This is a genomic window from uncultured Devosia sp. (assembly GCF_964244875.1).
Lineage (GTDB): Bacteria > Pseudomonadota > Alphaproteobacteria > Rhizobiales > Devosiaceae > Devosia.
This window is the reverse complement of the sequence record NZ_CAXTKA010000012.1, coordinates 66,006-90,489: the sequence shown is the minus strand read 5'-3', so window position 1 is coordinate 90,489 and position 24,484 is coordinate 66,006. Positions and strand designations below refer to the sequence as shown.

The 24,484-nt window shown below is 62.4% G+C and carries 21 protein-coding genes and 1 tRNA gene; 9 read left to right on the top strand and 13 right to left on the bottom strand.

The window, feature by feature from the left end:
* The first annotated feature begins 71 nt into the window (after positions 1–71).
* The 3 genes from recG to ACFE8X_RS14020 are packed head-to-tail and all read left to right on the top strand — an operon-like array spanning position 72 to position 2,905.
* Positions 72–2,180, top strand: a complete 2,109-nt coding sequence (gene recG, locus ACFE8X_RS14030) for an ATP-dependent DNA helicase RecG (RefSeq protein ID WP_375452106.1) — start codon at positions 72–74, stop codon at positions 2,178–2,180.
* 57 nt (positions 2,181–2,237) lie between these two features.
* On the top strand, positions 2,238–2,480 hold the full coding sequence (locus tag ACFE8X_RS14025; protein WP_375452105.1) for a type II toxin-antitoxin system Phd/YefM family antitoxin: 243 nt from the start codon (positions 2,238–2,240) through the stop codon (positions 2,478–2,480).
* A complete protein-coding gene (locus ACFE8X_RS14020; protein WP_375452104.1) occupies positions 2,480–2,905 on the top strand; it encodes a type II toxin-antitoxin system VapC family toxin in 426 nt (141 codons plus the stop codon). The genes ACFE8X_RS14025 and ACFE8X_RS14020 overlap by 1 nt, the downstream gene beginning before the upstream one ends.
* A 2-nt stretch (positions 2,906–2,907) precedes the next feature.
* On the opposite strand, the gene glmS is transcribed toward ACFE8X_RS14020, so the two are convergent.
* Together glmS and glmU are read right to left on the bottom strand one after the other, a co-directional pair.
* Positions 2,908–4,734 carry a glutamine--fructose-6-phosphate transaminase (isomerizing) gene (gene glmS / locus ACFE8X_RS14015; RefSeq protein ID WP_375452103.1) on the bottom strand — a complete coding sequence of 609 codons (1,827 nt, stop codon included), beginning with the start codon at positions 4,732–4,734 and terminating at the stop codon, positions 2,908–2,910.
* 1 nt (position 4,735) lies between these two features.
* Positions 4,736–6,088: a bifunctional UDP-N-acetylglucosamine diphosphorylase/glucosamine-1-phosphate N-acetyltransferase GlmU gene (gene glmU / locus ACFE8X_RS14010; RefSeq protein WP_375452102.1), complete on the bottom strand. Its 1,353-nt coding sequence runs from the start codon at positions 6,086–6,088 to the stop codon at positions 4,736–4,738.
* A gap of 138 nt (positions 6,089–6,226) precedes the next feature.
* Here glmU and ACFE8X_RS14005 point away from each other — a divergent pair, with 138 nt between their 5' ends.
* Together ACFE8X_RS14005 and ACFE8X_RS14000 are read left to right on the top strand one after the other, a co-directional pair.
* Positions 6,227–7,009 (top strand): hypothetical protein, encoded by a 783-nt coding sequence (locus ACFE8X_RS14005; protein ID WP_375452101.1) that lies wholly within the window; start codon positions 6,227–6,229, stop codon positions 7,007–7,009.
* A 78-nt stretch (positions 7,010–7,087) separates the two neighbouring features.
* Positions 7,088–7,162, top strand: a tRNA-Lys gene (locus tag ACFE8X_RS14000).
* Between the two features lie 20 nt (positions 7,163–7,182).
* Here the strand turns inward: ACFE8X_RS14000 and ACFE8X_RS13995 are convergent.
* From ACFE8X_RS13995 to ACFE8X_RS13985, 3 genes are read right to left on the bottom strand one after another with little or no spacing between them, the layout of a single operon-like run.
* Positions 7,183–8,232 (bottom strand): HlyD family secretion protein, encoded by a 1,050-nt coding sequence (locus ACFE8X_RS13995; RefSeq protein ID WP_375452100.1) that lies wholly within the window; start codon positions 8,230–8,232, stop codon positions 7,183–7,185.
* An 18-nt stretch (positions 8,233–8,250) separates the two neighbouring features.
* Positions 8,251–9,915, bottom strand: a complete 1,665-nt coding sequence (locus tag ACFE8X_RS13990) for an MFS transporter (RefSeq protein ID WP_375452099.1) — start codon at positions 9,913–9,915, stop codon at positions 8,251–8,253.
* Positions 9,912–10,382, bottom strand: a complete 471-nt coding sequence (locus ACFE8X_RS13985) for a MarR family winged helix-turn-helix transcriptional regulator (RefSeq protein ID WP_375452098.1) — start codon at positions 10,380–10,382, stop codon at positions 9,912–9,914. The genes ACFE8X_RS13990 and ACFE8X_RS13985 overlap by 4 nt, the downstream gene beginning before the upstream one ends.
* A 281-nt stretch (positions 10,383–10,663) precedes the next feature.
* On the opposite strand from ACFE8X_RS13985, the gene ACFE8X_RS13980 reads away from it, so the two are divergent.
* Entirely contained in the window at positions 10,664–11,191 is a 528-nt protein-coding gene (locus ACFE8X_RS13980) for a hypothetical protein (RefSeq protein WP_375452097.1), read from the top strand.
* A gap of 169 nt (positions 11,192–11,360) precedes the next feature.
* Here ACFE8X_RS13980 and map read toward each other — a convergent pair whose 3' ends face one another.
* The 7 genes from map to coaD all read right to left on the bottom strand — a co-directional run bounded on the left by map (position 11,361) and on the right by coaD (position 18,261).
* Positions 11,361–12,116: a type I methionyl aminopeptidase gene (gene map, locus ACFE8X_RS13975; RefSeq protein ID WP_375452096.1), complete on the bottom strand. Its 756-nt coding sequence runs from the start codon at positions 12,114–12,116 to the stop codon at positions 11,361–11,363.
* 4 nt (positions 12,117–12,120) lie between these two features.
* Positions 12,121–13,761, bottom strand: coding sequence for a glucose-6-phosphate isomerase (gene pgi, locus ACFE8X_RS13970; RefSeq protein WP_375452095.1), 1,641 nt, complete (start codon positions 13,759–13,761; stop codon positions 12,121–12,123).
* A gap of 35 nt (positions 13,762–13,796) precedes the next feature.
* A complete protein-coding gene (tgt, locus tag ACFE8X_RS13965) occupies positions 13,797–14,924 on the bottom strand; it encodes a tRNA guanosine(34) transglycosylase Tgt (protein ID WP_375452094.1) in 1,128 nt (375 codons plus the stop codon).
* 91 nt (positions 14,925–15,015) lie between these two features.
* Positions 15,016–16,089: a tRNA preQ1(34) S-adenosylmethionine ribosyltransferase-isomerase QueA gene (gene queA, locus ACFE8X_RS13960; RefSeq protein WP_375452093.1), complete on the bottom strand. Its 1,074-nt coding sequence runs from the start codon at positions 16,087–16,089 to the stop codon at positions 15,016–15,018.
* A gap of 422 nt (positions 16,090–16,511) precedes the next feature.
* Positions 16,512–16,991 (bottom strand): peptidylprolyl isomerase, encoded by a 480-nt coding sequence (locus ACFE8X_RS13955; protein WP_375452092.1) that lies wholly within the window; start codon positions 16,989–16,991, stop codon positions 16,512–16,514.
* 224 nt (positions 16,992–17,215) lie between these two features.
* Positions 17,216–17,770: a peptidylprolyl isomerase gene (locus ACFE8X_RS13950; protein ID WP_375452091.1), complete on the bottom strand. Its 555-nt coding sequence runs from the start codon at positions 17,768–17,770 to the stop codon at positions 17,216–17,218.
* The gene (gene coaD, locus ACFE8X_RS13945) at positions 17,767–18,261 is read right to left on the bottom strand and encodes a pantetheine-phosphate adenylyltransferase (protein WP_375452142.1); all 495 of its coding nucleotides are present in this window, start codon (positions 18,259–18,261) and stop codon (positions 17,767–17,769) included. Before coaD ends, ACFE8X_RS13950 begins: the two co-directional genes overlap by 4 nt.
* Before the next feature lie 154 nt (positions 18,262–18,415).
* Here coaD and ACFE8X_RS13940 point away from each other — a divergent pair, with 154 nt between their 5' ends.
* The gene (locus ACFE8X_RS13940) at positions 18,416–19,132 is read left to right on the top strand and encodes a hypothetical protein (RefSeq protein WP_375452090.1); all 717 of its coding nucleotides are present in this window, start codon (positions 18,416–18,418) and stop codon (positions 19,130–19,132) included.
* Between the two features lie 446 nt (positions 19,133–19,578).
* Here the strand turns inward: ACFE8X_RS13940 and gyrA are convergent, their stop codons facing one another.
* Complete coding sequence (gene gyrA / locus ACFE8X_RS13935) at positions 19,579–22,368, bottom strand: DNA gyrase subunit A (protein WP_375452089.1); 2,790 nt, start codon at positions 22,366–22,368, stop codon at positions 19,579–19,581.
* Positions 22,369–22,564: 196 nt separating this feature from the next.
* On the opposite strand from gyrA, the gene ACFE8X_RS13930 reads away from it, so the two are divergent.
* The gene (locus ACFE8X_RS13930) at positions 22,565–23,374 is read left to right on the top strand and encodes a Stf0 family sulfotransferase (RefSeq protein WP_375452088.1); all 810 of its coding nucleotides are present in this window, start codon (positions 22,565–22,567) and stop codon (positions 23,372–23,374) included.
* A gap of 313 nt (positions 23,375–23,687) precedes the next feature.
* Positions 23,688–24,455 carry a Uma2 family endonuclease gene (locus ACFE8X_RS13925; protein ID WP_375452087.1) on the top strand — a complete coding sequence of 256 codons (768 nt, stop codon included), beginning with the start codon at positions 23,688–23,690 and terminating at the stop codon, positions 24,453–24,455.
* Positions 24,456–24,484 lie beyond the last annotated feature (29 nt).

Genomic DNA, 24,484 nt, shown 5'->3' with positions numbered 1-24,484 from the left:
AACGTCATTGGCGGCCTTTGTCAGCCGTGCTTGGCCAGATAGGCTGGCGTGGCAAGGAGATCGCTCGAATCGTGTCGCGTCCGTCAACCCTCGATCCATTGTTCCGTTCCCTCCAGTCGATCAAGGGCGTGGGGCCGCAGCTTGCTGCCCTGCTGACGCGCTATTTCGGTGCGCCCGAAGGACAGGAGGCGATCGCGCTCGATATCCTGACGCATATGCCATCGGGCGTCATCGATCGCAGCCGGCAGGTCGGCATTGCCGAAGCCTATCTCAACCAGGTCGTGACGCTGCTTCTGCACGTCGATCATCACCAGCCGCCGCCACGCGGCAAGCCGCATGTGCCCCACCGGGTCTTTGCCCATGACGAAACCGGCGAGATCCAGTTGGTGTTCTTTCGGGCACAGGGCGGTTGGGTGGAAAAGGCGCTGCCGGTCGGCGAGCAGCGCTACGTCTCGGGCAAGATCGACTTCTTCAACGGCGAAAAGCAGATTACCCATCCCGACTATGTGGTCGAGGTCGACAAGTTTGCCAGCTTGCCGCTGGTCGAACCGGTTTATCCGCTGACGCAGGGGCTGAGTTCCAAGGCCCTGACCAAGCTGACCCGGCAGATCGTCGATGCCATGCCGGATCTTCCCGAATGGATTCCGCCGGCGACGCTAAGCTTCTTCAACTGGCCGACTTTCGCCGATGCCATGCGCTCGGTTCACACCCCGACCAATCCTGCCGAGGCCGAGCTCTGGGCCCCCGCCCGCATGCGGCTGGCTTATGACGAATACCTGGCCGGCCAGCTCACGCTGCAGATCGTGCGCTCGACCATGGTCGCCGCCCGCGGCATTGCGCGCACCTTTACCGGGGAGATCACCGATCGCGTCCTCTCCACCCTGCCCTTCGCGCTGACCGCCGGTCAGGAACAAGCCATTGCCGAAATCCGTGCCGATCTTGCCTCGAGCGATCGCATGTCCCGCCTGCTGCAAGGCGACGTGGGTGCCGGCAAGACGGTTGTTGCCCTGATGGCCATGGCTGCCATGGTCGAAAGCGGCGCCCAATCGGCGATGATGGCCCCCACCGAATTGCTGGCTTCGCAGCACTACAAGACGCTGAAGCCGCTCTGCGACGCGGCCGGCCTCGGCTGCGTGCTGCTCACCGGCAAGATGCCCGCCGCCGAGCGCCGTCCCATCCTGGCGGGCCTTGCCAGCGGCGAGATCAGCATCGCCGTGGGCACTCATGCGCTGTTCCAGACCGGCGTCGCGTTCAACGATCTGGGTCTCACCGTCGTCGACGAGCAGCATCGCTTCGGTGTCCACCAGCGTCTGGCGCTTTCCGATAAGGGCCGCCACACCGACCTTCTGGTCATGACCGCTACGCCAATCCCGCGCACGCTCGTCCTCACCCATTTCGGCGACATGGAGGTCAGCATCCTGCGTGAAAAGCCCAAGGGCCGGCAACCAATTGATACGGCTGTTCTCTCTATCGGCGACTACTCGCGTGTCATCGCGCGTCTCAAGGCACGGATTGCGGACGGCGCCCAAGCCTTCTGGGTCTGCCCGCTGGTTGAGGAAAGCGAGCACCTCGACGTCGTGTCCGCCGAGGATCGTTTCGCCGAGCTGCAAAAAGTCTTTGGCGATCAGGTCGCGCTGATCCATGGCCGCATGGGCGCCGCCGCCAAGCAGGACACGATGCAGCGGTTCTCTGCCAATGCGGTCCAGCTGCTGGTGGCTACCACCGTCATCGAAGTGGGCGTTGACGTCCCCAACGCGTCGATCATGATCATCGAACACGCCGAGCGCTTCGGGCTGGCGCAATTGCACCAACTGCGCGGTCGCGTCGGCCGTGGCGCGCAACGTTCGGCCTGCCTCTTGCTCTACAAGGACCCGTTGAGTGAAACCGCCAAGGCGCGCCTCGAAACCATCAAGGGCACCGAGGATGGCTTTGAAATCGCCGAGCGCGATCTCGAACTGCGTGGCCAGGGCGATGTGCTGGGCACAAGGCAATCCGGCATGCCGGGCTATCACCTCGCCGTGCCCGACGTTCATCGTCATCTGCTGGACTATGCCCATGACGACGCCAAGGCCGCCTTCGCCGCCAATCCCGGCCTCGCCGGCGGCGACGGCGCAGCCCTGCAAACTCTGCTTTATTTGTTCCGCAAAGACCTTGCGATCCCGTTGATCCGGGCAGGGTAACGTTGGAAATTTTACGTTGAGATGTTATATGACCAGTTAAGTGGTCAGGAGACTGTTATGAAGCATGTGAGTTTGGCGGACGCGAAAGCTCGATTGAGCGAATTGGTTAACGAAGCCGAAAGCGGTCAGAGCATTGAGATCACGAAGCGCGGCAAGGTCGTGGCGCTGCTTGTGCCAGCCCAGCCGCAGAAACAGCCGGTCGATGTAGAGCGGCTGCGTCAACATCTAAAAACAATGCCGTTTCAGGACGAACCAGCCGGCGAATTCATCCGCAAGATGCGCGACGACGAGCGTTACTAGTGATCTACGTCGACACGTCTCTCCTTGTGGCCCTGCATGTAACCGAACGTGATAGCGAGGTAGCCTTGTCTTGGTTTAAAAGACGGGCAACTGAAATATTTCTCTATTCGGACTGGACCGAGCTGGAAGTGTCCTCGGCGCTGTCGCGCAAGCTCAGAAGTGGTACGATGACGTTCGCACAGCGACGAGGCGCGGAGCAGGCGCTCCAACGAACTAAACTGGATAGTTTCCGCCAAGTGGCCGTTGCCACCGAACATTTCCGAAGTGCTGAGAGCATGGTGCGGCACTACGAGACAGGCCTGCGATCAGGCGATGCTTTACACTTGGCAATCGCAAAAGCAAACGGCGCCGCTATTGCAACGCTGGACCAAACTTTCGCCTCCGCCGCGACCCGCCTGGGTGTTGCGGTTGAACCTGTGAGCTAACGCTACTCCACCGTCACCGATTTCGCCAAGTTCCGTGGCTGGTCCACGTCCGTACCCATGAACACTGCCGTGTGATAGGCCAGAAGCTGCACCGGAATGGTCGCCAGGATGGGGGCGACGAAGTTGGACACATGGGGGATGACGATGATGTCGGCCACGCCGTGGCCAACCGTCCTGGCTCCCTCCGCATCGGTGATCAAAATGATCTTGCCGCCCCGTGCTGCCACTTCCTGCATGTTGGACAAGGTCTTGTCGACCAGCTCGTCCGACGGCGCGACGACGATCACCGGCATGTCTTCGTCCACCAGGGCGATGGGTCCATGCTTGAGTTCGCCCGCTGCGTAACCTTCGGCGTGGATGTAGCTGATTTCCTTGAGCTTGAGTGCCCCCTCCATGGCGATCGGGAACATTGGTCCGCGACCGAGGTAAAGCACGTCCTTGGCGCGCGACAGGCGCTTGGCGATGCCGACGATCTGGGCTTCGGCCGCCAGTGCGGCAGAAACTGCGGCCGGAAGGCTGGTCAGGGCCCGCACATGTTCTGCCTCCTGCTCGGCGCGCAACACGCCGCGGGCCCGCCCGGCGGCAATGGCAAGGCTGGCCAGGGCGGTCAATTGCGCCGTCAGCGCCTTGGTAGAGGCAACCCCGATTTCGGGCCCGCACAGAATGGGAAAAACCACGCTCGATTCCCGGGCAATGGTGGATTCCTGCGTATTGACCAGGGACGCAATATGCTGGCCCTGGCTGGCGCAATAGCGCAATGCCGCCAAGGTGTCCGCCGTTTCGCCGGACTGCGAAATGAACAGCGACAGCCCACCATTCTCCAGCGGCGGCTCGCGGTAGCGAAATTCGGAAGCCACATCGATATCGGTAGGTAGCCGCGCATAGCGCTCGAACCAGTATTTTGCGACGAGACCTGCCAGATAGGCCGTGCCGCAAGCGCTGATGGTCAGCCGGCTCAGATCGGCAAAATCGAAGGGCAAGGTCTCGCGGATGGCGACCTTTTCGGCGCCCATGTCCACATAATGGCTCAGCGTATGCGAAATGGTTTCAGGCTGCTCGTAGATCTCCTTGGCCATGAAATGGCGGTGGTTGCCCTTGTCCACCAGCAATGCCGAAGCCTGCGATAGCTGCTGTTCGCGCTGGACGATGACGTCCTTGCCATCGCGGATGGTGACGCCCCTGGGGGTGATCACCGCCCAGTCGCCGTCCTCGAGATAGGTCAGCCGCGCAGTGAACGGCGCCAGCGCCATGGCATCGGAGCCCAAATACATCTCGGTCGTTCCATGGCCGATCGCGAGCGGCGCGCCGCTGCGCGCGGCGATCAGCAGTCCCTCCTCGCCCTTGAACAGGAATGCCAGCGCGAACGCGCCGCGCAACTGCTTGAGCGTACGTGCTACCGCCGATTCCGGGTCGGCCCCGTTGGCCAGTTCGCGGCTGACCCAGAGGGCGACCGACTCGGTGTCGGTCTGCGTCTTGGGCAGATAGCCATCCTTGGCCAGATCGGCCAGCAGTTCGCGAAAATTCTCGATGATGCCGTTATGGACCACGGCGACGCGCTCGGTGGCGTGAGGATGGGCATTGGCTTCGGTGGGCGCGCCATGGGTCGCCCAGCGCGTATGGCCGATGCCGATATTGCCTTCAAGGGGTTCGAACGACAATTTCTGCGCCAGATTGCCGAGCTTGCCTTCGGCGCGCCGCCGGCTGATCGCTCCCGCTTCCAGCGTCGCAACGCCGGCGCTGTCATAGCCGCGATACTCGAGCCGCCTGAGCGCATCTACCAGGCGCGGCGCAACCGGCACGTCGCCAACGATACCGACGATACCGCACATACTACTTCCCCCCGGATGACTTGAGCGCTTTGGCGCGCTCAAAAATGGCTTTGGCACGGCCCGGCTTGTTGATCTGGCGGCTGCGCCCCAGCGCGAGTGTGTCGGGCGGCACGTCCTCGGTGATGACGCTGCCGCTGGCGACCAATGCGCCCTCGCCCACACTGACCGGCGCTACCAGTGCCGCGTTGGAGCCGATGAAAGCGCCCTCGCCGACAATGGTGCGGTGCTTGTTGGAGCCGTCATAATTGACGGTAATCACGCCCGCGCCGATATTGACCTCGGCACCGATGGTCGCGTCACCAATATAGCTCAGATGGCTGACCTTGGCGCCCGCGCCGATATCGGCCTTCTTGATCTCGACGAAATTGCCCACCTTGGCGCCCGCGCCAAGCTTGGCGTCCGGTCGCAGCCGGGCAAATGGTCCCACCGATGCCCGTGCTCCAATGCTGGCGCCTTCGATATGGCAAAACGCATGGATCGTGGCGCCCTCCGCGATGCTGACGCCGGGGCCGAACACCACGTGAGGTTCGATGGTGACATCGCGCGCGATTTCCGTATCGTAGGAAAACCAGACGCTGCCGGGATCCTTAAGTGTCACGCCCGCCTGCATGAAATCGGTACGGCGCAAGTCCTGAAACAGGCCTTCCGCACGTGCCAGTTGAGCGCGATCGTTGACACCCAGCACGTCGTTTTCCGGTGCCACGCCAAAGCCGACTTTTTTGCCGGCGGCATTGGCCAGGCTTACCAGATCGGTCAGGTAGTATTCGCCTTGGGCATTGTCGGTGTCGAGCTTGTCGATCAGCTCCCGAAAAACTTCGGCGCGAAAGGCCAGGATGCAGGCGTTGCAAAGCCCGATCTGCCGTTCGGCCTCGGTGGCGTCCTTGTGTTCGCGGATCGCCAGAAGCTGTTCGCCATCCACGATGAAGCGTCCGTAACCGGTGGGGTCGTCCGGCTCGAAGCCCAGGATGGCGACATCGAAACCGGCATCGAGCCGGTCCAGCACCACGCGAAAATTATCCCCCCGCAATAGCGGGTGGTCGCCATAGAGCACGGCGATATAGCCCTCCGCATCCTGGTAAAGATTGCGCGCCATAGAGGCTGCGTGCCCAGTGCCCTTGCGCTCGGCCTGCTCGAAAAAGACGATCGCCGGATCGATGCCGGTGACAACCTTGCGCACGGCCTCGTGCCCTGGCCCCGTGACCATGGCGATCCGATCGGACCCGGCGGCACGCGCCGCGCGGGCGACATGCCCCACAATGGGGAGGCCGCCAACTTCGTGGAGGACCTTGGGCCGTGCCGATTTCATGCGGGTACCTTCCCCGGCAGCCAGAATGATCGACAGCAACTGGGTCATGGCGGTCTCCGAAATGCGCTGTATTGGCCGCTTATGGGCACCAATTGTGGCATGCAGGCGTTGGCGAACCGATAACGGCTCGGGCAGTGTTATTCTAGAGGCGAGACTTGATTCGGCGACGCCCTCGGGAGCCCGGCATTGGCTAAAGCATCGGAACAATTCCGGCAATCGGACGTGGCGGTCTGGGGCATCGTGGCGCTGGTTTGCGGCGGCATGGCGGTGTTCGGCGCGAACGTGTCGGCGCTGGTGCCGCAGGGGATCCTCGCAGGCCTGCACAAGACGCGCATCGACGGCGCCAGCATCGACCAATTGCGTGTCGATGTCGTCGACCTCAATGAGGAAGCCGCTCGCTTGCGGCGTGAAAATACCATGCTGGTGACCCGCTTTGCCCTGCAGGAGCAGGCCGGCAACGAGGTGATCCAGCGCGTCGGCGCGCTCGAGGTCAGTCTGCCCAAACTGATCGAGGCCCTGCCTCAAACTGCCGAGATCGATCGCTCGTCGCTCACCGGCTCCATCGGCGAGGGCGAAACGCTCACCTACGATGCCGATGGTGGCTCGGTCGCCATTCGCCGCGAGCCCATGGAATTGCCGGCCTTGCCCGCCGCCCAGCCAATCCCCGAGGCGGTGGCGGCCCTGCCTGAAATTGTCATTCCCGACGAGGCAAAGTTCGGCATTGCGGTCGGTCCCAGCGTCAGCTTCGAGGACGCCGCAGGCACCTGGAACGACCTCTCGCTCAAGCTCGGGCCGCTGCTGTTAGGCTTGTCGCCGCTTTTGGCCGACGAGGCGGAAAGCGATGAAAAACGCATCGTGGCCGGGCCGATTTCAGAGCTTAGCGAAGCCAGTGCCTTGTGCACAAAGCTGGAACGGGTGTCGATTGCCTGCATGCCGATGCCGTTCGGCGGCACGCCGTTGAGTTTTTAAGCGCTGCGATTGCGGTTGACAGTGCGGCGCGTGTGGCTATGGTCCGCCGCGACGCCAGCGGCGTCCAATTCTTGGTGCGTGCCGGTAGCTCAGTGGTAGAGCATTCGACTTTTAATCGAATGGTCGAGGGTTCGACCCCCTCCCGGCATACCATTACCCCTAGTTTACTGTGCTCACGGCGCTACTGCGGTGTCGACTGCAACTTCCACCGACATGCCTGGCAACAGGCTGGATGACAGCGCTTGGTCGGGATCGATTTCGATGCGGACCGGGATGCGCTGGGCGATCTTGGTGTAATTGCCAGTGGCATTGTCGGGCTTGAGGACGCTGAACTCGGAGCCCGCGGCCGGGGAGATTTCCGATATGTGCCCCGTCATGGTGCTGTGGTTTAGCGCATCGACGGTGAACTTGGCGGCCTGGCCAACCGTGATGCCATAAAGCTGGGTTTCCTTGAAGTTGGCGACCACCCAGGTGGCAGGCGGCGTGACCGAGGTCAGTTGGCTGCCAACCGACACATATTGCCCCACCCGCGCCGTGACCTCGCCGAGGACGCCGTCGACCGGGGCGATCACCTTGGTATTGCTCAAGCTGATCTTGGCCAGCTCGACGGTGGCCTCGGCGCCCTTGACTGCGCCTTCCAGCGCCGGCTTGCTGGTTTCGACCAGCGACAGGTTCTGCTGGGCGATGCTCAACGACGCTTGCGCCTGCGCGACGCTGGACTGGGCCTGCGCCAAGGCAGCACGAACCTGGTCGGCTGCCGATTGCGGCGACAATCCGGAGGCGAGCAGCGACTCGCTGCGGCCCGCGTCCGATTGCGCATTGGTCAACCCGGCCTGTGCCGCCTCCAACTGCGCGGTAGCCAAATCGACACTGGCTTTCTTGGACGCATAGTTCTGCTCGAAACTGGCCAGAGCATTTTCCTGCTGCTGCAGCGTGGCCTCGGCCTGGGCGATCTGCTGGACGTAGATGCGGTCATCGAGCTGCATCAGCAAATCGCCCTTGGCGACGCGCTGATAATCGGTGACCGGGACGGCGACGACGTAGCCGGGCAGTTGCGGCGCGATCAGGGTCACGCGGCCGCGGATAAACGCATTGTTGGTGGTCTGGATCGTCGAGGTGAACGGGGGCAGCTGCCAGGCGTAGAGCACGGCCGCGACACCGAGAATGCCGACCAGCACGGCCGGGATTGTAGCCTTGGACAGGACCAGTTCTTTGATGTGCATTGTAATCTCTCGAGGTCGTCAGGCCGTCGCGGCCGAGTTGGGCGCCGCCGGTTTGTTGAGCGCGGTCAGCAGGATCTGGATCAGCAGCGCCACCATGGTCAGTAGCGTGCCAGCGAGAATCAGCATGAAAAGATCGTTATAAGCCAACACATTGGCCTGTTGCGTCGCCGACTGTCCCAGCAGAGCCAGCCCCCTCGCGTCGCGCTGCGCCGGATCGGTCAGCACCCGTGCATAGGCGCCGCCATAGGCCTGGATGCGCTGGGCAACCAGTGGATCAAGCAGCGATATACCTTCGGATATGACGTTGGAGTGGAACTGTTCGCGCACCGCGACGAAGCTGGAAAATATGGCGCTGCCTAAAATGCCGCCGAACGTCTGCGTGGTCAGGAACACCGTCAGGAACGACAGAATATATTGAGGCCCGCGCGCCAGGGCCTTCATGAAACCGTTCAACATGGCGGGCGGCAGGAACAGCCCGCTGGCGATCCCGATCATCGCCTGGCTGAGATAGAACTGTTCGGGGCGGCTGAGAACAGTGCTCTGCGCGTCGAGCCAGCAGGCCGTGGCGATCAGGATCAGCGCCACCAGATGAATGGCTGGCGTCCTGGTCGGCTTGACGATCATGCTGAGCACGGCCGTGGCCGCAAATGTCGCGGTGCCGATAACCCCGAAAATGGGAATGAGTTGATCGTTCTGCACGCCCAATGCCGTGAACAGTCCGAAAACGCCAACCGATTGCTCCGACAGCAGCAGGCGGAAGGCCATCAGCGCCCCGGCAAAGGTCAGCATGTCGCGGCTTGACAGCCAGCGCAGGTCGATGATCGGGTTCTTGCGATGCAGTTCCACCAGCACCAGCAGCAGGATGCTGGCAATACCCGTCGCCAGCAGCACGCCCAGCCATGGCGCCTCCAGCCACCAATAGGCACGCCCCATCGACAGCACGATGGCGATGCAGCCAAAGCCGATGGTCATCAGCGGAAAGCTGATCAGATCGTCCTTGTCGAACACCTTCATGCGGGGCGGCGAGGTCAAGGGCAGCGTAAAGACGACGCCAAAGCTCACCAGCGCCAGGCCGACTTCCACCAGATACAGCCCCTGCCAATCTCCCAGTTGCAGCAGATCGGGCGAAACGACACGGGCCAAGGGCAGCGACATGCTGCTGCCGAGCAGCCCAAAGCAGATGCCCACGCTCAGCTTTTTTTCCGGCGGCAGCCATTCGAGCATGTAAAAGAACGCCAGCGTGCTCAGCGGCGCCGCGGCAAAACCCATGACTGCGCGCACCAGGATCGCCGATTGCAGATCGTGGGCGAACAGGTGCGCAATCACCACCAGCGCATAAACGACGATGCCGATTTCGGCAAACCGGCGCAGGCCGAATTGCGAGCGGATCTTGAACATGAGGATGGTGCCGGTCATGTTCGTGGCAAAATAGGCTGCGGGCAACCAGCCCATTTCTTGCTGGGTCGCGCCGAACGAGGCCTGAAGCCCCGGCAGGTTGGCCGTGATGAGGTTGAGCCCAAGGCCCTGCGTAATGCCCAGCAGCAAGGAACTGCCGGCGTAAACCGCAGACCAGAACACCGATTTGGGCACGAAGGGAGCCGTCGCAGGGGGCACGGGCTGAACCGGGGTTTGTTCGTCCGGCGGGACCACCGCCGGGGAAGCCGCTGCGTCACGCTCGCTCATGACAGGACCCGCGTGCTCGAAACAAGGCTCAGGCCGCCCGATTTGAGATCGACCATCTTGGACCTTAGCGCGGTGAGCACACGCTCGGTGGCAGCGATGTCCTGCTTGTCCAGCCCCTCCAGAAGCGCCGCCTCCAGGCGCGCGATGAGAATGCCCGCCTGCTCGGCCAAGGCATCGCCGCTTGCGGTCAGCGCAATCATCTTGAGCCGGCGATCCGCAGGGTCGGCAAGCCGGTTGATATGTCCCAGCGTTTCCAGCCCATCCAGAACGCGCACCGCCGTAGGCGGCTCCACCCGCAAATGCTCGGCAATGCTGGCCTGGCTCATCAGCTTGCCACTCTGCGACAACAGCAGCAAAACTCGAACGCGGGCCGACGTCAGTCCCATCTTCTTGAGACGAACGTCAAAGCCGGTATCAAGCTCGCGAGCGACGATCAGCAGGTTCTTAAGGATTTCCGACTTTGCCATTTCGTTAGCCTATTACATGATAGCTCACTAATGATCAATAGCAGATACATGTTTGCGCGCCAACAGTCCACTGGTTTGTTGCACGGCGTCACCGTAAGCGGCTGTCGGGATTGAGATGAGGGCAGAAGATTGCCCGTCGCATTCATGATAGGAAACGCAACCGGTATGGAGTTTGATTCCCGGTATTGCCCAGCGCTATTCGAGAGTCGTTCATGTCCTTGCCTTGCCCCGCACGCCGATCCTGGTTGCGCCGGTCGCCATCGCGCTTGGGGCCCTAGGTCATGGCGCAGGATACGATCGATCTTCTCAAGGTGATGGTAGTTACGCTGATCGTTTTTGCGCTCAGCACGCTGGCGACGGTTTACCTGTTGATCGCGTTCCGCAGTTACGCCGCATCTGTTCCGGTCATTGGCTCGTTGCCCACGCTCGATATCGGCAACCTGACGCCACTGCTCCTCGCAACCCGGCTGTTCGTGGTGCTGGGCGCAGTGTTCCTGATGGGAAGCGGGCTTACCCTGATCCTGAGCAGTGCGACCATCGACATGGCCATGCTGATCATCGCCAAGGCGATGAGCTTGCTAATCACTGCCATTTTCGGAGTTTTGGCGGGGTTGTGGGGCTATGTGCGTCTGGCGCAGGGCAGTGAGCTGGCGCTGCCTGGTATCAACCGTCTCGCCATTGCGCTGATCGTGTTTTTCGTTCTGTCCTCGATGCTGCGGACGGCCACGATCCGGAACTGGGGTGCGATGCGCTTCGTTGCCGCTGCCGCCATGATCGTGCTGGCGCCGGTGGTTCTGGTCTCGCTGTAGCCAGCGGAGTGACCCCTCATCCCCCTTCGGGCCCTTCTCCCTCAAGGGGAGAAGGGGGCTTTGTGGTTGGTCGAGAGTGGAGCCAACCCTCGCCCCTTGAGGGAGAGGGTGGATCGGCCGAAGGCCGAGACGGGTGAGGGGTCTGCTTCCGCCGACACTGAGCATGCCATTAGGCGGCCAGCGTCACCACGACGGCGCCACGCGGCGTTGCCACCACGGTATGCTCATATTGCACGCAGGGTGCGGCCGGGTTGGCCACCAGGGTCCACTCGTCGTCCGTCGATTTCTGATCGGCCATGCGGCCACCCAGCGACAGGAACGGCTCGATGGTGAACACCAGTCCATTGCTCATGCGCCGGCGCTCGGATTTATCCGGCCAGGTCGAGATTTCGCCCGGCTCGTCGTGCAGACTGTCGCCGACGCCGTGGCTGGCAAGGTTACGGATCAGCGTATAGCCGCCCTTGCCGGCAAACCTGCCGATCGCCGCCCCGATATCGGCCAACGGGGCTCCTGCCCGCACGGCGCGAATGCCGGCCCACATGGCCTTCTTGCCGTCACGGCACAGTGCATCGAGCTTGCTCGTGCTGGGCGCGACAACAAATGACGCGCCCGTATCGGCGAATACGCCGTCCTTGACCGCCGAAACGTCGATATTGACCAGGTCGCCCGGCTGGATCACCCGATCTCCGGGAATGCCGTGGGCGATTTCCTCGTTGATCGATATGCAGGTGGCGCCGGGAAAGTCATAGCTCACCTGGGGCGCCGATTGTGCACCGTGCCGTTCCAGCAAGATCCGGCCCAGATCGTCGAGTTCCGCCGTCGTCATGCCGGGCCGCATCGCTGTGGCCATGGCATCGCGGGTCAAGGCGCAAATGCGGCCGATGGCCTTGAGCTTTTCCAACTGCTCATCGGTGGTGATGGTCAAGCGCTCACCCTTTGTGGCTCCAATAATAGCCGAGCAGCCCTTGCGTCGAGCTGTCATGCCCCTCGCCGCCGGCCTCGCCTTGCACCTTGGGCAGCAAAGCCTTGGCAAGTTGCTTGCCCAGCTCGACGCCCCATTGATCGTAGGAATTGACGTTCCAGATCACGCCCTGCACGAATACCTTATGTTCATACATCGCCACCAGCGAGCCCAGCAGTTCGGGGGTCAGTTGCGGGTAAAATAGCGTATTGGACGGACGATTGCCGGGGAACACCTTATGCGGCGCCAGTTCCTTGATCCTGGACTTGGAGAGCCCCTGCGCCTTGAGTTCGGCAACAACCTCGTCCTCGGTCTTGCCCAGCATCAGGGCTTCCGATTGTGCCAGCACATTGGCGACGAGCTTGTCGTGATGGGGCGGCAGGCTCTCATGCGGCTTGGCGGCGATCAGGAAGTCGGCGGGAATGACGTCGGTGCCCTGATGGATCAACTGGTAGAAAGCATGTTGTCCATTGGTGCCCGGTTCGCCCCAGACGATCGGCCCCGTTGACCAGCCGACAGACTTGCCCGCCAGCGTCACCGACTTGCCGTTGCTCTCCATATCCTGCTGCTGCAGGTAGGCGGCAAAGCGCGACAAGCGCTGATCGTAGGGAAGCACCGCCTGGGTGGAAAACCCCCAGGCATTGCGATACCAGACACCGAGGACTGCCAGGATAACCGGCAGGTTGTTCTCCAGCGGCGTGGATAGGAAATGCTGGTCCATCGCATCGGCGCCCTTGAGGAAACCGGCGAAATTGTCATATCCAACCGCCAGGGCGATCGGCAGCCCAATGGCGGACCACACCGAATAGCGCCCGCCGACCCAGTCCCAGAAGCCGAAAATCCGGTCTTCGCGAATGCCGAAGTCTTTGCAGGCAGCAATATTGGTGGACACGGCCGCAAAATGATCGGCTACGGCGTGATCGCCCAGCGCGTCGGCGATCCACTTCCGGGCCGAAGCGGCATTGGTCATGGTTTCGTCGGTGGTGAAGGTCTTCGAGGCGATGATGAACATCGTCTTCTTGGGATCGAGCCGCTTGAGGATGTCATGGATATGGGCGCCGTCCACATTGGACACGTAGTGGGCGCGCAGGTCGGCCCGGGTGTAGGGTTCCAGCGCCAGCGTTACCATGGCCGGGCCCAGATCGGAGCCGCCGATGCCGATATTGACGATGTCGGTGAACTGCTCGCCGGTCGTGCCGCGGATGACACCGTTGCGTACATCGTTGCTATAGCTCTGGATGCGCGCCAGCACGTCGCGGATACCGGGCATGACATCGGCGCCATCGACCGGCACCGGCTTGTCGCCCTGATAGCGCAGGGCCATGTGCATGACCGCGCGATCTTCGGTGATATTGATGTGCTCGCCCTCGCACATGGCGGCGCGGCGCTCCTCGACACCGGCGGCACGCGCCAGCTCGAACAGCGCGGCCATGACGTCTTCGTCGATGCGGTTCTTGGAATAGTCCAGCAGCAGGTCCCCCGCGCTGGCCGAATAGCGCTTGAATCGGTTCGGATCGATGGCGAACTGAAGGCGCATCGGGATCGTTTCCAGGCGCTTGCGATGTTTGCCGAGTGACGCGAAACTGGCTTTGCGCCCGGATTTAGCCATGTCGATCAACCTTTTCTGAACGCAGTTTAGCGGAGTTAGAGCGGCGCAAGGTCGCCGGCGGTCCATGCCGCACGGGTCGCGGCGACATGATCGGCAAAATTGCCGATTTCGATCGCCGCCCGGGCGCCTTGTACCAGCTCTTGATAATAGGCCAGGTTGATCTGGGAAAGGATCATGGCACCCAAAATCTCTTCCGTTCTGACCAAATGGTGAAGATAGGCTCGCGAGAAGCGACGGCAGTTGCGATTGGGTGACGCCACGTCGATCGGGCGGTGGTCATCCTTATGCCGGGCGTTTTTCAGGTTGATGACGCCGAACCGGGTATAGACGTGGCCGTGCCGGCCGGCGCGGGTTGGATGCACGCAATCGAACATGTCGATACCGCGTCCGATCGCGCCCAGAATATCATCCGGCTTGCCGACGCCCATCAGATAGCGCGGCCGCTCGGTCGGCAGTTCGGGCGTGATCTCCTCGATGACGCGGAACATCACCTCCTGCGGCTCGCCCACGGCGAGCCCCCCCACGGCATAGCCGTCAAACCCGATCGAGGTCAGTCCGGCCGCCGAACGCGCTCGCAGATCGGCCGCGTCGCCGCCCTGGACGATGCCGAACAGCGCCCGGTTCTGCTGGTTGGCAAACGCCGCCTTGGACCGCTCAGCCCAGCGCAGCGACAGCTCCATGGCGCGCTCCATTTCCTTGGGCTCGGCCGGCAGCGCGAGGCACTCGTCGAGTTGCATGATGATGTCGCTATCGAGCAGGGTCTGGATTTCGATCGAGCCTTCCGGGGTCAGCTCATAGGCTGACCCGTCGATATGGGAGCGAAAGGTGACACCGTGTTCGCTCAGCTTGCGCAACTTGGCCAGCGACATGACCTGAAAGCCGCCGCTATCGGTCAGGATGGGCCGCTGCCAATCCATGAAATCGTGCAACCCGCCCAGTGCTGCGACGCGCTCCGCCCCCGGCCGCAGCATCAGGTGATAGGTATTGCCCAAAAGGATATCGGCGCCGGTCTCGCGCACCTGCTCGGGATACATCGCCTTGACGGTGCCCAGCGTGCCCACCGGCATGAAAGCCGGCGTCTCGATCTCGCCACGAGGGGTATCGATCCGCCCACGCCGCGCCATGCCGTCCGTGGCTGAAAGGGTGAAGATCACTTGTTTCATGGCGGCCTTTTAGTGGGTACGGGCCGGGGGCACAACCGGGCAGCCGCTACACCGTGGCTCCCCACACCCCTTAGCCCGAGTCTCAAAGCCGTTACTCTTCCCCCATCTCCGCCCGCATCAACAGCGACGAATCTCCATACGAATAAAACCGATAGCCCTCCGCAATCGCATGCTCATAGGCCTTGCGCATCACATCCATTCCCGCAAAGGCGCTGACCAGCATGAACAGCGTCGACTTGGGCAAGTGAAAGTTGGTCATCAGCACATCAACCGCCCGGAAGCGAAATCCGGGGGTGATGAAGATCGAGGTATCACCGCTGAACGGCGCCAAGGTCCCGGTGCGCACCGCTGCCGATTCCAGCAGCCGCAGGCTCGTGGTGCCGACGGCGACGATCCGCCCGCCCGCTGCCTTGGCCGCCAGGATGCGCTCGACCGTCGCCTCGTCGATCTCCCCCCATTCGGCATGCATGACGTGGTCTTCGGTGTCATCTGCCTTCATCGGCAGGAAGGTCCCTGCCCCCACATGCAGCGTCACCCGCTCGATGCCAACGCCCTTGTCGGCCAGTTGCTGCAACAGCAGTTCGGTGAAATGTAATCCCGCAGTGGGCGCCGCGACAGCGCCGTCATGGGCGGCATAAACGGTCTGGTAATCGATCTGGTCGCGCGCCTCGACCTTGCGCTTGGCCCCGATATAGGGCGGCAGCGGCATGGCGCCGTGGGATTTGATGGCCTCGTCCAGCGCTGCGCCGCCCAGGTCGAACTCCAGCGTGACTTCGCCGGTTTCGCCCTTGCCGGCAACGCGGGCGGTCAATGCTGCGGCATCGCCATTTCCCAGTTCGAGCCGGTCGAGCAGCGCCAGGCGCTTGGCCGGACGCGCAAACGCTCGCCAGGTATGCCCATCGACGCGCTTGTGGAGGTTGAACGATACGCTGGCGCGGCTCTCGCTGCGAACGCGCGTACCGCGCAGTTCGGCGGGCAACACGCGGGTGTCGTTGACGACCAGCACGTCGCCGGCCTTCAGCAGCCACAGCAGGTCGGGGATGGTCCGGTCCGCCAAGCCATGCACCGGGTCCACCACCAGCAGGCGCGCGCTGTCGCGCGGCTCGGCGGGATGGAGCGCTATGAGGGATTCGGGAAGCTGGAAGTCAAAATCGGAAACACGCATGGGCCGTCGTTAGCACGCCAATGTAACCTCCGAAATCCATTATCGGCAAAGCTGGTGAGCGGCACGGAACGCTCCCCTCCCGAGGCATTGCCTGTTCGAAGACCCTCGGGACGACCGAACGATACGCTGGGCGTGCCCGTCAAATTCATGGGCCCATCATGGATATCACCATCGCAGGGCTCCATAACCGCACTTAGTGGTGCGAGGCAGTTGGCGGGCCGGCCGCGATCTGGCGATCATAGGCCCCTCGGGTCCAGGCCCCAGGCCGTCGACGGCGAGCATTTCGTTCCAAAGCAAAGCCCGAGGCAACGGCACGGCGGCTGCGCAATTTTCTGGCCGGTTCGGCGACGTCGGCACCGCCAAGCTAGCGGCGATCCGCGAGACAGGCGGCGGCCCGCCAAGGCGGCCGCCGCTCGAATCGTCTACTCGGTCAGATCGGCCGCAACCCGCACGGTGACCATCTTGTCGGGATTGATCACCGGCTCGCCCCGCTTGATCTGGTCGACGTTTTCCATGCCCTCGATGACCTGGCCCCAAACGGTATATTGCTTGTTGAGGAACGGCGCATCGGCAAAGCAGATGAAGAACTGCGAGTTGGCGCTGTCCGGACTGGACGAACGCGCCATGGAGGTCGTGCCGCGCACGTGGGGCTCGGCGTTGAATTCCTGCTTCAAATCCGGATATTTCGAACCGCCGGTGCCCGTGCCGCGCGGATCACCGGTCTGGGCCATGAAGCCCTCAATGACGCGGTGGAACACGACGCCATCATAAAACTTCTCGCGCGCCAGCTTCTTGATATGGGCGACATGATTGGGCGCCAGGTCGGGGCGCAGCGCGATGACGACATTGCCCTTGGTGGTTTCGATGACGAGGGTGTTTTCCGGATCGGCGTAATCGGCCATGGTCTGGGCTTTCTCTGATTGTGGATGGGTGGTGCGCATGTAAGGGGAATGGGCGGTGGGTGCAACTGCGCAACGGCACCGTTGTTCCACGCCCTCGTGGTTCGAGGCTCGCAAGGGCTCGCACCTCACCATGAGGACTACTGTTGTATCGAGCTTCAGTAGACCTCATGGTGAGGCGGGAGCGAAGCGACCCTCGAACCACGAGGGCGTGGCAATAAAGCGTGCTATTTATACTCGATCTTGGCCGACACGATCTTGTCCGGATCGGTTACCTGGCCATTGTTGGCCTGATCGCCCTTCTTGAGCGCATCCACCGCTTCCATGCCGGAAACGACCTTGCCGAACACCGTATATTGCCCGTCCAGAAAGCTGGCATCGGCGAAGGTGATGAAGAACTGCGAATTGGCGCTGTTGGGGTCCTGCGCCCGGGCCATGCCGAGGACGCCGCGCCCGAAAGTCGCGCCGCTGAATTCGGCCGGCAGGTCGGGCAGGTCCGAGCCGCCCATGCCGGTGCCTGTTGGATCGCCGGTCTGGGCCATGAAGCCATCGATGACGCGGTGGAACACCAGCCCATTGTAAAACCCCTGGTTGGTCAGGGTGACGATGCGCTCCACATGCTGGGGCGCCAGCGCAGGCAGCAGCTCGATGTCGACGACGCCCGCAGGCAGCGTCAGCAGCAGATGCGGCGTGCCTTCCGATGTCTGGGCCCAGGCGGGAGCGGCGAAAACGGCGGCGGCGAGTGCAAGCGCACCAAACAGGCGACGGGAAACAGCGTTCATTTGGATTTCAGGGCCTTGAGGACAAGCTGCGGGACGAAGGCGGAAATATCGCCGCCCATTTCGGCTATCTGGCGCACCAATGTGGCCGAGATGTGCCGCACGGGCGGGCTGGACGGCAGGAACACGGTCTGCAGGTCGGGCGCCATCTGCGCGTTCATGCCCACCATCTGCATTTCGTAATTGTAGTCGGTGGTGTCGCGTAACCCGCGAATGATCAGCTTGGCGCCGTGCTCGCGCGCCGCCGTGACCATCAAACCGCCAAAATCGACCACCTTGAATTCGGTATCGGTGCGCTTGCCGATCGGCGCCAGCACCTGCTCCAGCAACGCCAGGCGATCGGCGTGGGCAAACAGCGCCGCCTTCTTGCCCGCATTGATGCCCACCGCCACGATCAGCGTATCGACCAGCTTGCAGGCGCGCTCGATAACATCGAGATGGCCATTGGTGACCGGGTCGAACGAGCCAGGATAAAAGCCCACCAATTTGCTCATCATGGCCTCCTCAAAACGCAGACGGTTTGTCTCATGACCCCTATCGGGGCGCAAGCGTCGCCGCCCGATGAACCTCGAATTGTCGCCGGTGCGCTTAAATCTCCTTTCATCCCTGACGGTTAAGGTGCGTCCGATCGATTTTTGGGGAAATCGCATGTCAGGGCGCGATCTGATCCGGGCGCGGCGCGAAACGATGGTGTCGGCCAAGCCACAATCGCAGTGGGGCGGGCTCGATGTGGTGCTCATCGTCGTCGCCATCATGGCGGTCGGTGCATGCTCCTATGTCGGCTTCGGCTGGATGGGATCGGGGCCGGCTTCCGCAGCCCTGATCGCCGCAAGCAGCGATGATTTGAGCTGGAGCGTGGCCGACGAGGCCAGTTGCACGGCAAAAGCGCGCACGACCGCAGCGAGCGCCGATGCGTCGATCGAAATGACTCTGGCCGATCCGGCGATCACGTCGGGCGGCTATTCGCGTATCGCCAAGCGAGTCCATTGCCTGGCGACCACTAAGCCGATGCGCTTCTGCGATGGCCAGCAACGGGCCGTCCTTGTCGATGCGGTGATGGACTATTTCCACCGTACCGACCTGTTGATCGCAGGATTGCAACTTCAGGGCATGCCGATCAACTTTTATGGTAACCTGCTGGGCGGCGAAGCCAGCGCCGGCGCGGGCGTCTATGACCTGCAAATGCAATCCACTTTCGACTATATGAAGTTTTTCCACGATGAGATCAAAGCCGACCTGCGTGGATTGGCAACTGCCGGCCTGCTCAATGTCGGCGATTTCGGCGTGTTCATGGGCATGGGCGCCTCACCCATGGTGGTGGAAATCCTGAAGGACGTTAAGCCCGGCGGCCGGTCCTGCGCCTGAGCGGCGATGGCTTCGTAAGAAAGAACCTCGGAGCATGCCTTAAGGGCAAAGCGGTGGACTCATAAAAGTTTATAAAATCCCGTCACCATGCCTCCCCTGCGCTTGCCTCGTTCCCTGATATCTGGGCTGTCGCATCTGACCGAGCCTTTGGTAAAACGTCTCAGTCTACACCTCCCCCATCAAGGGGGAGGATCAAGGTGGGGGTCTCCTACCCCCGATATCGCGGCCCCGAACCCCCACCCAACCTCCCCCTGACAGGGGGAGGAGCCGCACTGTCGCACTGGCAAGATCGAGCCAAAGGCCATATGCGATCGCACTGCCCTTGTGGGTAGAGGAACCGGTAATAGCGCTTCTGTTCTTCTCCCGATCGGGGAGAAGCCGGCGCGCAGTGCCGGATGAGGGGGACGCTCACCAGGAAAAAGGGCGCCGAAGCGCCCCCCAATGCTCTATTCCGCCGCCGGCTCATCCGGCGCTTCGGGACCATCCGGACCATCCGGCGTATCCACCGCCTCGGGAGCATCGCCTTCGTCATCTTCTTCTGGCTCGCTGATGCGCTCGACCGAGACGACCTTTTCATCGGTCGCCGTGTCGAAGACGATGACGCCCTGGCTGCCGCGCGAGACGATGCGGATCGGCTTCTTGCCCTCCACCGGCATGCGCGTCATCTGGCCCTTGTCGGTCACCAGCATGATCTGGTCTTCCGGATCTACCGGGAAGGACGCGATCAGCCGGCCATTGCGCTTATTGACCGCCATGGCGGTGATGCCTTTGCCGCCGCGACCGGTGATGCGGTATTCGTGGCTCGAGGTGCGCTTGCCATAGCCGTTTTCCGAGATGGTCAAGATGAACTGCTCGGCTTCGCTCATGGCGACATAGCGATCCTGGCCGAGCTCGCCGGCCACCACGTCCTCGTCATCGGCGGCGACCTCGTCACTGTCGCCCTCACCGCGCACCGCGCGGCTCATCTTGAGATAGGCCACGCGTTCTTCCGATATCGCCTCGAAATGGCGGATGATGGCCATGGAGATGACCACGTCGTCCTTGGCCAGTTGGATACCGCGCACCCCGGTCGAATCACGACCCTTGAAGACGCGCACCTCATCGGCCTGGAAGCGAATGGCCTGTCCGCCGGCGGTGGTCAGCAAGACGTCATCGGCCGCCGAGCAGGTATCGACGCCGATAATGCCGTCGCCCTCGTCCAGCTTCATGGCGATCTTGCCGTTCTGGCGAACTTCGACGAAGTCGGCCAGCGAGTTGCGCCGCACCGTGCCGCGCGTCGTGGCGAACATGATGTCGAGATCGGCCCAGGTGGCCTCGTCCTCGGGCATCGGCATGATCGAGGTGATGCGCTCGCCCTGCTCCAGCGGCAGGATATTGATCAAGGCCTTGCCGCGGGCATTGGCCGCCGAGAGCGGCAGGCGCCAGACCTTGAGCTTGTAGACGATGCCGGCGCTGGTGAAAAACAGGATGGGCGTGTGGGTATTGGCCACGAACAGGCGCGAGACAAAATCTTCGTCGCGCGTCGCCATGCCGGAGCGGCCCTTGCCGCCGCGATTTTGCGCCCGATAGGTCGAGAGCGGCACGCGCTTGATGTAGCCGCCATGGGTGACGGTCACCACCATGTCTTCGCGCGCGATCAGGTCTTCGTCCTCGAAGTCCGCGGCGCTGTCGGTGATCTCGGTTCGCCGCGGGGTCGCGTACTGGTCGCGGATCGCGGTCAACTCGTCGCGGATGATGCTGATGACCCGCTCGCGGGAGCGCAAAATATCCAGATAATCGGCAATTTCGGTGCCCAGCCCGTTCAGCTCGTCGCCGATTTCGTCCCGACCCAGGGCCGTCAGGCGCGCCAGGCGCAGTTCGAGAATGGCGCGGGCCTGTTCTTCGCTGAGGTTGAACGTGCCGTCCTCGTTGATCCGGTGGCGCGGATCGTCAATCAGGGCGATCAGCGGCGCCACGTCCTGCGCCGGCCAGCGGCGCGTCATCAGCTGCTCGCGGGCGGTCGCGGGATCGGGTGCGGTGCGGATCAGCGCGATGACCTCGTCGATATTGGCCACGGCCACGGCCAGGCCGACCAGGATATGGGCGCGGTCGCGCGCCTTGTTGAGCATGAAGCGCGCACGGCGCGTCACCACTTCCTCGCGGAAGGCGATGAATGCGCTCAAGATCTCCTGCAAGTTCATCAATTGCGGCTTGCCGCCATTGAGCGCCACGAAGTTGCAGCCGAACGAGGATTGCAGCGAGGTGAAGCGATACAACTGGTTCAGCACCACGTCGGGCAAGGCATCGCGCTTGATCTCGATGACCACGCGCATGCCGTTGCGGTCGCTTTCGTCGCGCATGTCGGCAATGCCCTCGATGCGCTTTTCGCGCACCAGATCGGCGATCTTTTCCACCATCAGCGCCTTGTTCACCTGATAGGGCAATTCGGTGATGATCAGCGCCTCGCGTTCCTTGCGAACTTCCTCGATGGCGACGCGGCCGCGGATCATGACGCTGCCGCGTCCGGTCTCGTAGGCCGAGCGGATGCCATGGCGGCCCAGGATAATGCCGGCCGTGGGGAAGTCGGGGCCGGGTATCACGGCCATCAGCTCCTCGGTGGTCACGTGCGGCTTGTCGAGCACCAGCAACGCGGCCTCGATCACCTCGCCCAGATTATGGCTGGGAATATTGGTGGCCATGCCTACGGCAATGCCGCCGCCGCCATTGACCAGCATGTTGGGAAACCGCGCCGGCAGCACGACCGGCTCGTGCTCGGAGCCGTCGTAGTTGTCGCGGAAATCGACAGTGTCCTTGTCCAGATCATCCAGCAAATTGCCGGTGATGCGTTGCATGCGCACTTCGGTATAGCGCATCGCCGCCGGCATATCGCCATCGACCGAGCCGAAATTGCCCTGTCCGTCGATCAGCGTCACGCCCATGGAAAAGTCCTGGGCCATGCGCACCAGCGACATATAAACGGCGCCGTCGCCATGCGGATGATATTTACCGATGACGTCGCCGACGACGCGCGCCGATTTGCGATAGGGTTTGTTCCACTCGTAGCCGTTCTCGTTCATCGAGAAGAGAATGCGGCGGTGTACGGGCTTGAGCCCGTCGCGCACGTCGGGCAGCGCCCGGCTCACGATCACGCTCATGGCGTAATCAAGATAGGATTTGCGCATCTCGTCGGTGATGGAAATTACGGAGATGTCGGAGGACGGAAGGCCGCCGCTGCCGGTTTCGGGCGTATCTGTCACTGGGGTGATTCTGTGTTGTTCGAACTGCGTTCAATATAGGCAACCATGGGCAGAAATGCCAATTTTCGAGGCGGTCAGCCTGTGAATAGGCCAACTGGGCAACAGCGGGGCAATGTCGCATGCTCCGTCCTGCTCACTTTGCCATGCTGCCGCCGTTTCTTGTGGCCTGTCGGCATGCTTCATCTGGAGTTTTGCAATGTCAGAATACGCCTCCTATGTTATTTGCAGCACGCCGCGGTCGGGCAGTACGCTGCTGTGTGAGATGCTGGCCGCCACCGGCGTTTCCGGCCACCCGAATTCTTACTTTCGCCAGCAAAGCATTGCGGATTGGGCGGATGGTTGGGGCGTCGAGCGAACCAACGGCACCGAAGACGCTCAATTTGACCGCCTCTATCTGGCCGCCATGCTGCGCGAGGCTAACAATGACACCGGCGTTTTCGGCCTTCGGCTGATGTGGCGCAGCGCTGCCGACGCGACACGGCGTCTCGTCCGCGCGAACGGCGGACCCATGGACCTTGCCGCCCAATTCCTGGCCGCTTTTAGCCCCACGCTCTACATTCACCTGTCCCGACTGGACAAAGTGGCCCAGGCCATATCACTGGTCCGGGCCGAACAAAGCGGCCTCTGGCACCTGGCCGCCGATGGCAGTGTGTTCGAGGGAACGGCGACGCCGCTACCAAACGTTTATGACGGTCCACGCATCGGCGAAGTGTTCAATGAGTTGACCCGCGACGATGCAGCTTGGGAGGACTTCTTCCGGAGCCACGATATCCAGCCGGTGCGTCTCGTCTACGAGGCGATGGCGCTGGACCCGCAGGCGGCTTTGGCGATCATTCTGGCCGCGCTGGGTCGCGATCCGGCAATTGCCGTGGGAATCAGTGTTGGAACCACCAAAATGTCGAACCGGACGAGCCGTGACTGGTCCGATCGCTTTCGAAGCGAAAACGGCAGCGTCTCAGGCCCGACCCATCCTGCGCCGGGCGCCCATTTTAAAGGCGCCGGGTGACGTTTTGCACTTCGCACATGCCGTTTGCCCCATCACCCTGCGCACGGTAGACTGTGCCAGTCAGTATGAAAATGCCATGCGCTTTCCAGAGCGCGACAAGCTGACAGTGGACGAATTCTTCGCGGCAATCTCCGGCCTCGCGGGGCGCTACGAGTTCGCGGATGGGGTTTGCCTATGCGATGGCAGGTACGAGGCAGGGGCGTAACGTCGTGTTCGGTAACGTTCAGACGGCTCTGGTTCAGGCCGGGAAGGCGAAAGGGTGTCGCACCACGTCCAGTGACACCGCCAGACAGCCGGCACCCGACAGCGTGCGGTGTCCCGACAAGTAGTTGACTGTGGCCCGCCCAATGCCTCTGCGCTGACCGCCCCTAAACCCACAATTGTCGTTGACGTCTCCTCGCCCGGCACTGCGGTGTTCGACTGCGGCGCTAAGCTTCGCGAGTACGAAGGCGTGGACGGCATCGATACCGTGCTGCAAATCGAGTCCGAGATCGCCCTCGTCAAGGTTAGCAGACCCCAGCAAGGCGGCACTTGGACCGAAAAGACCATCGAGGACTACGCTGTCGCGATCCCGCTACCCTCATTGGCTAGGTCCATTACCCTGAACGAGATTTACGACACACTTGACACACGGCCGCGCCCCACGCCTGCAAGTCGTCAAGAGCGACGGAACTCTGGACGGCAGTCGCCTCCAACCCGATTGAAAGCGGCTGTAGCTAGGATTGCCGGGGCTATTGGGAGGCTGTTGCGTGTTCAACGCTTCGTGAGACCAGGTCGTCGCGGAAGCGGGAACCAAGGTCGTCCCAGCATCGGCAATCTTGTTGCGCTGGACACACTAGATTGGGACTGCGCGCGCCCTGGCACCACGCCGGGGCGTGACGGTCCGGCAATCCTGCGCTTCGCCAATCATGCCTCATGCATGGTGGCGGGACAAAGGTCGTGGGCCTTAGGCTGTGCTCATCAAGGATGCAGAGGCGAATGTCAATTGCGCCAGCGGACTGCGCCGCCAACGCGCCATGTCTCAATGTCAAGGAGCCTCAAATCGCTGACGCTGCTGCGCGACATTTCAAAGCACAGATAATTAGCGACACTCGAACGAACCATCGCCCT

Excerpts from the sequence above, each read along its gene's own strand:
- ACFE8X_RS14025 (WP_375452105.1), top strand. The coding sequence starts at position 2,238 with ATGAAGCATGTGAGTTTGGCGGACGCGAAAGCTCGATTGAGCGAATTG.
- glmS (WP_375452103.1), bottom strand. The coding sequence starts at position 4,734 with ATGTGCGGTATCGTCGGTATCGTTGGCGACGTGCCGGTTGCGCCGCGC.
- glmU (WP_375452102.1), bottom strand. The coding sequence starts at position 6,088 with ATGACCCAGTTGCTGTCGATCATTCTGGCTGCCGGGGAAGGTACCCGC.
- ACFE8X_RS13995 (WP_375452100.1), bottom strand. The coding sequence starts at position 8,232 with ATGCACATCAAAGAACTGGTCCTGTCCAAGGCTACAATCCCGGCCGTG.
- ACFE8X_RS13990 (WP_375452099.1), bottom strand. The coding sequence starts at position 9,915 with ATGAGCGAGCGTGACGCAGCGGCTTCCCCGGCGGTGGTCCCGCCGGAC.
- ACFE8X_RS13985 (WP_375452098.1), bottom strand. The coding sequence starts at position 10,382 with ATGGCAAAGTCGGAAATCCTTAAGAACCTGCTGATCGTCGCTCGCGAG.
- ACFE8X_RS13980 (WP_375452097.1), top strand. The coding sequence starts at position 10,664 with ATGGCGCAGGATACGATCGATCTTCTCAAGGTGATGGTAGTTACGCTG.
- pgi (WP_375452095.1), bottom strand. The coding sequence starts at position 13,761 with ATGGCTAAATCCGGGCGCAAAGCCAGTTTCGCGTCACTCGGCAAACAT.
- tgt (WP_375452094.1), bottom strand. The coding sequence starts at position 14,924 with ATGAAACAAGTGATCTTCACCCTTTCAGCCACGGACGGCATGGCGCGG.
- queA (WP_375452093.1), bottom strand. The coding sequence starts at position 16,089 with ATGCGTGTTTCCGATTTTGACTTCCAGCTTCCCGAATCCCTCATAGCG.
- ACFE8X_RS13955 (WP_375452092.1), bottom strand. The coding sequence starts at position 16,991 with ATGGCCGATTACGCCGATCCGGAAAACACCCTCGTCATCGAAACCACC.
- ACFE8X_RS13950 (WP_375452091.1), bottom strand. The coding sequence starts at position 17,770 with ATGAACGCTGTTTCCCGTCGCCTGTTTGGTGCGCTTGCACTCGCCGCC.
- coaD (WP_375452142.1), bottom strand. The coding sequence starts at position 18,261 with ATGAGCAAATTGGTGGGCTTTTATCCTGGCTCGTTCGACCCGGTCACC.
- ACFE8X_RS13940 (WP_375452090.1), top strand. The coding sequence starts at position 18,416 with ATGTCAGGGCGCGATCTGATCCGGGCGCGGCGCGAAACGATGGTGTCG.
- ACFE8X_RS13930 (WP_375452088.1), top strand. The coding sequence starts at position 22,565 with ATGTCAGAATACGCCTCCTATGTTATTTGCAGCACGCCGCGGTCGGGC.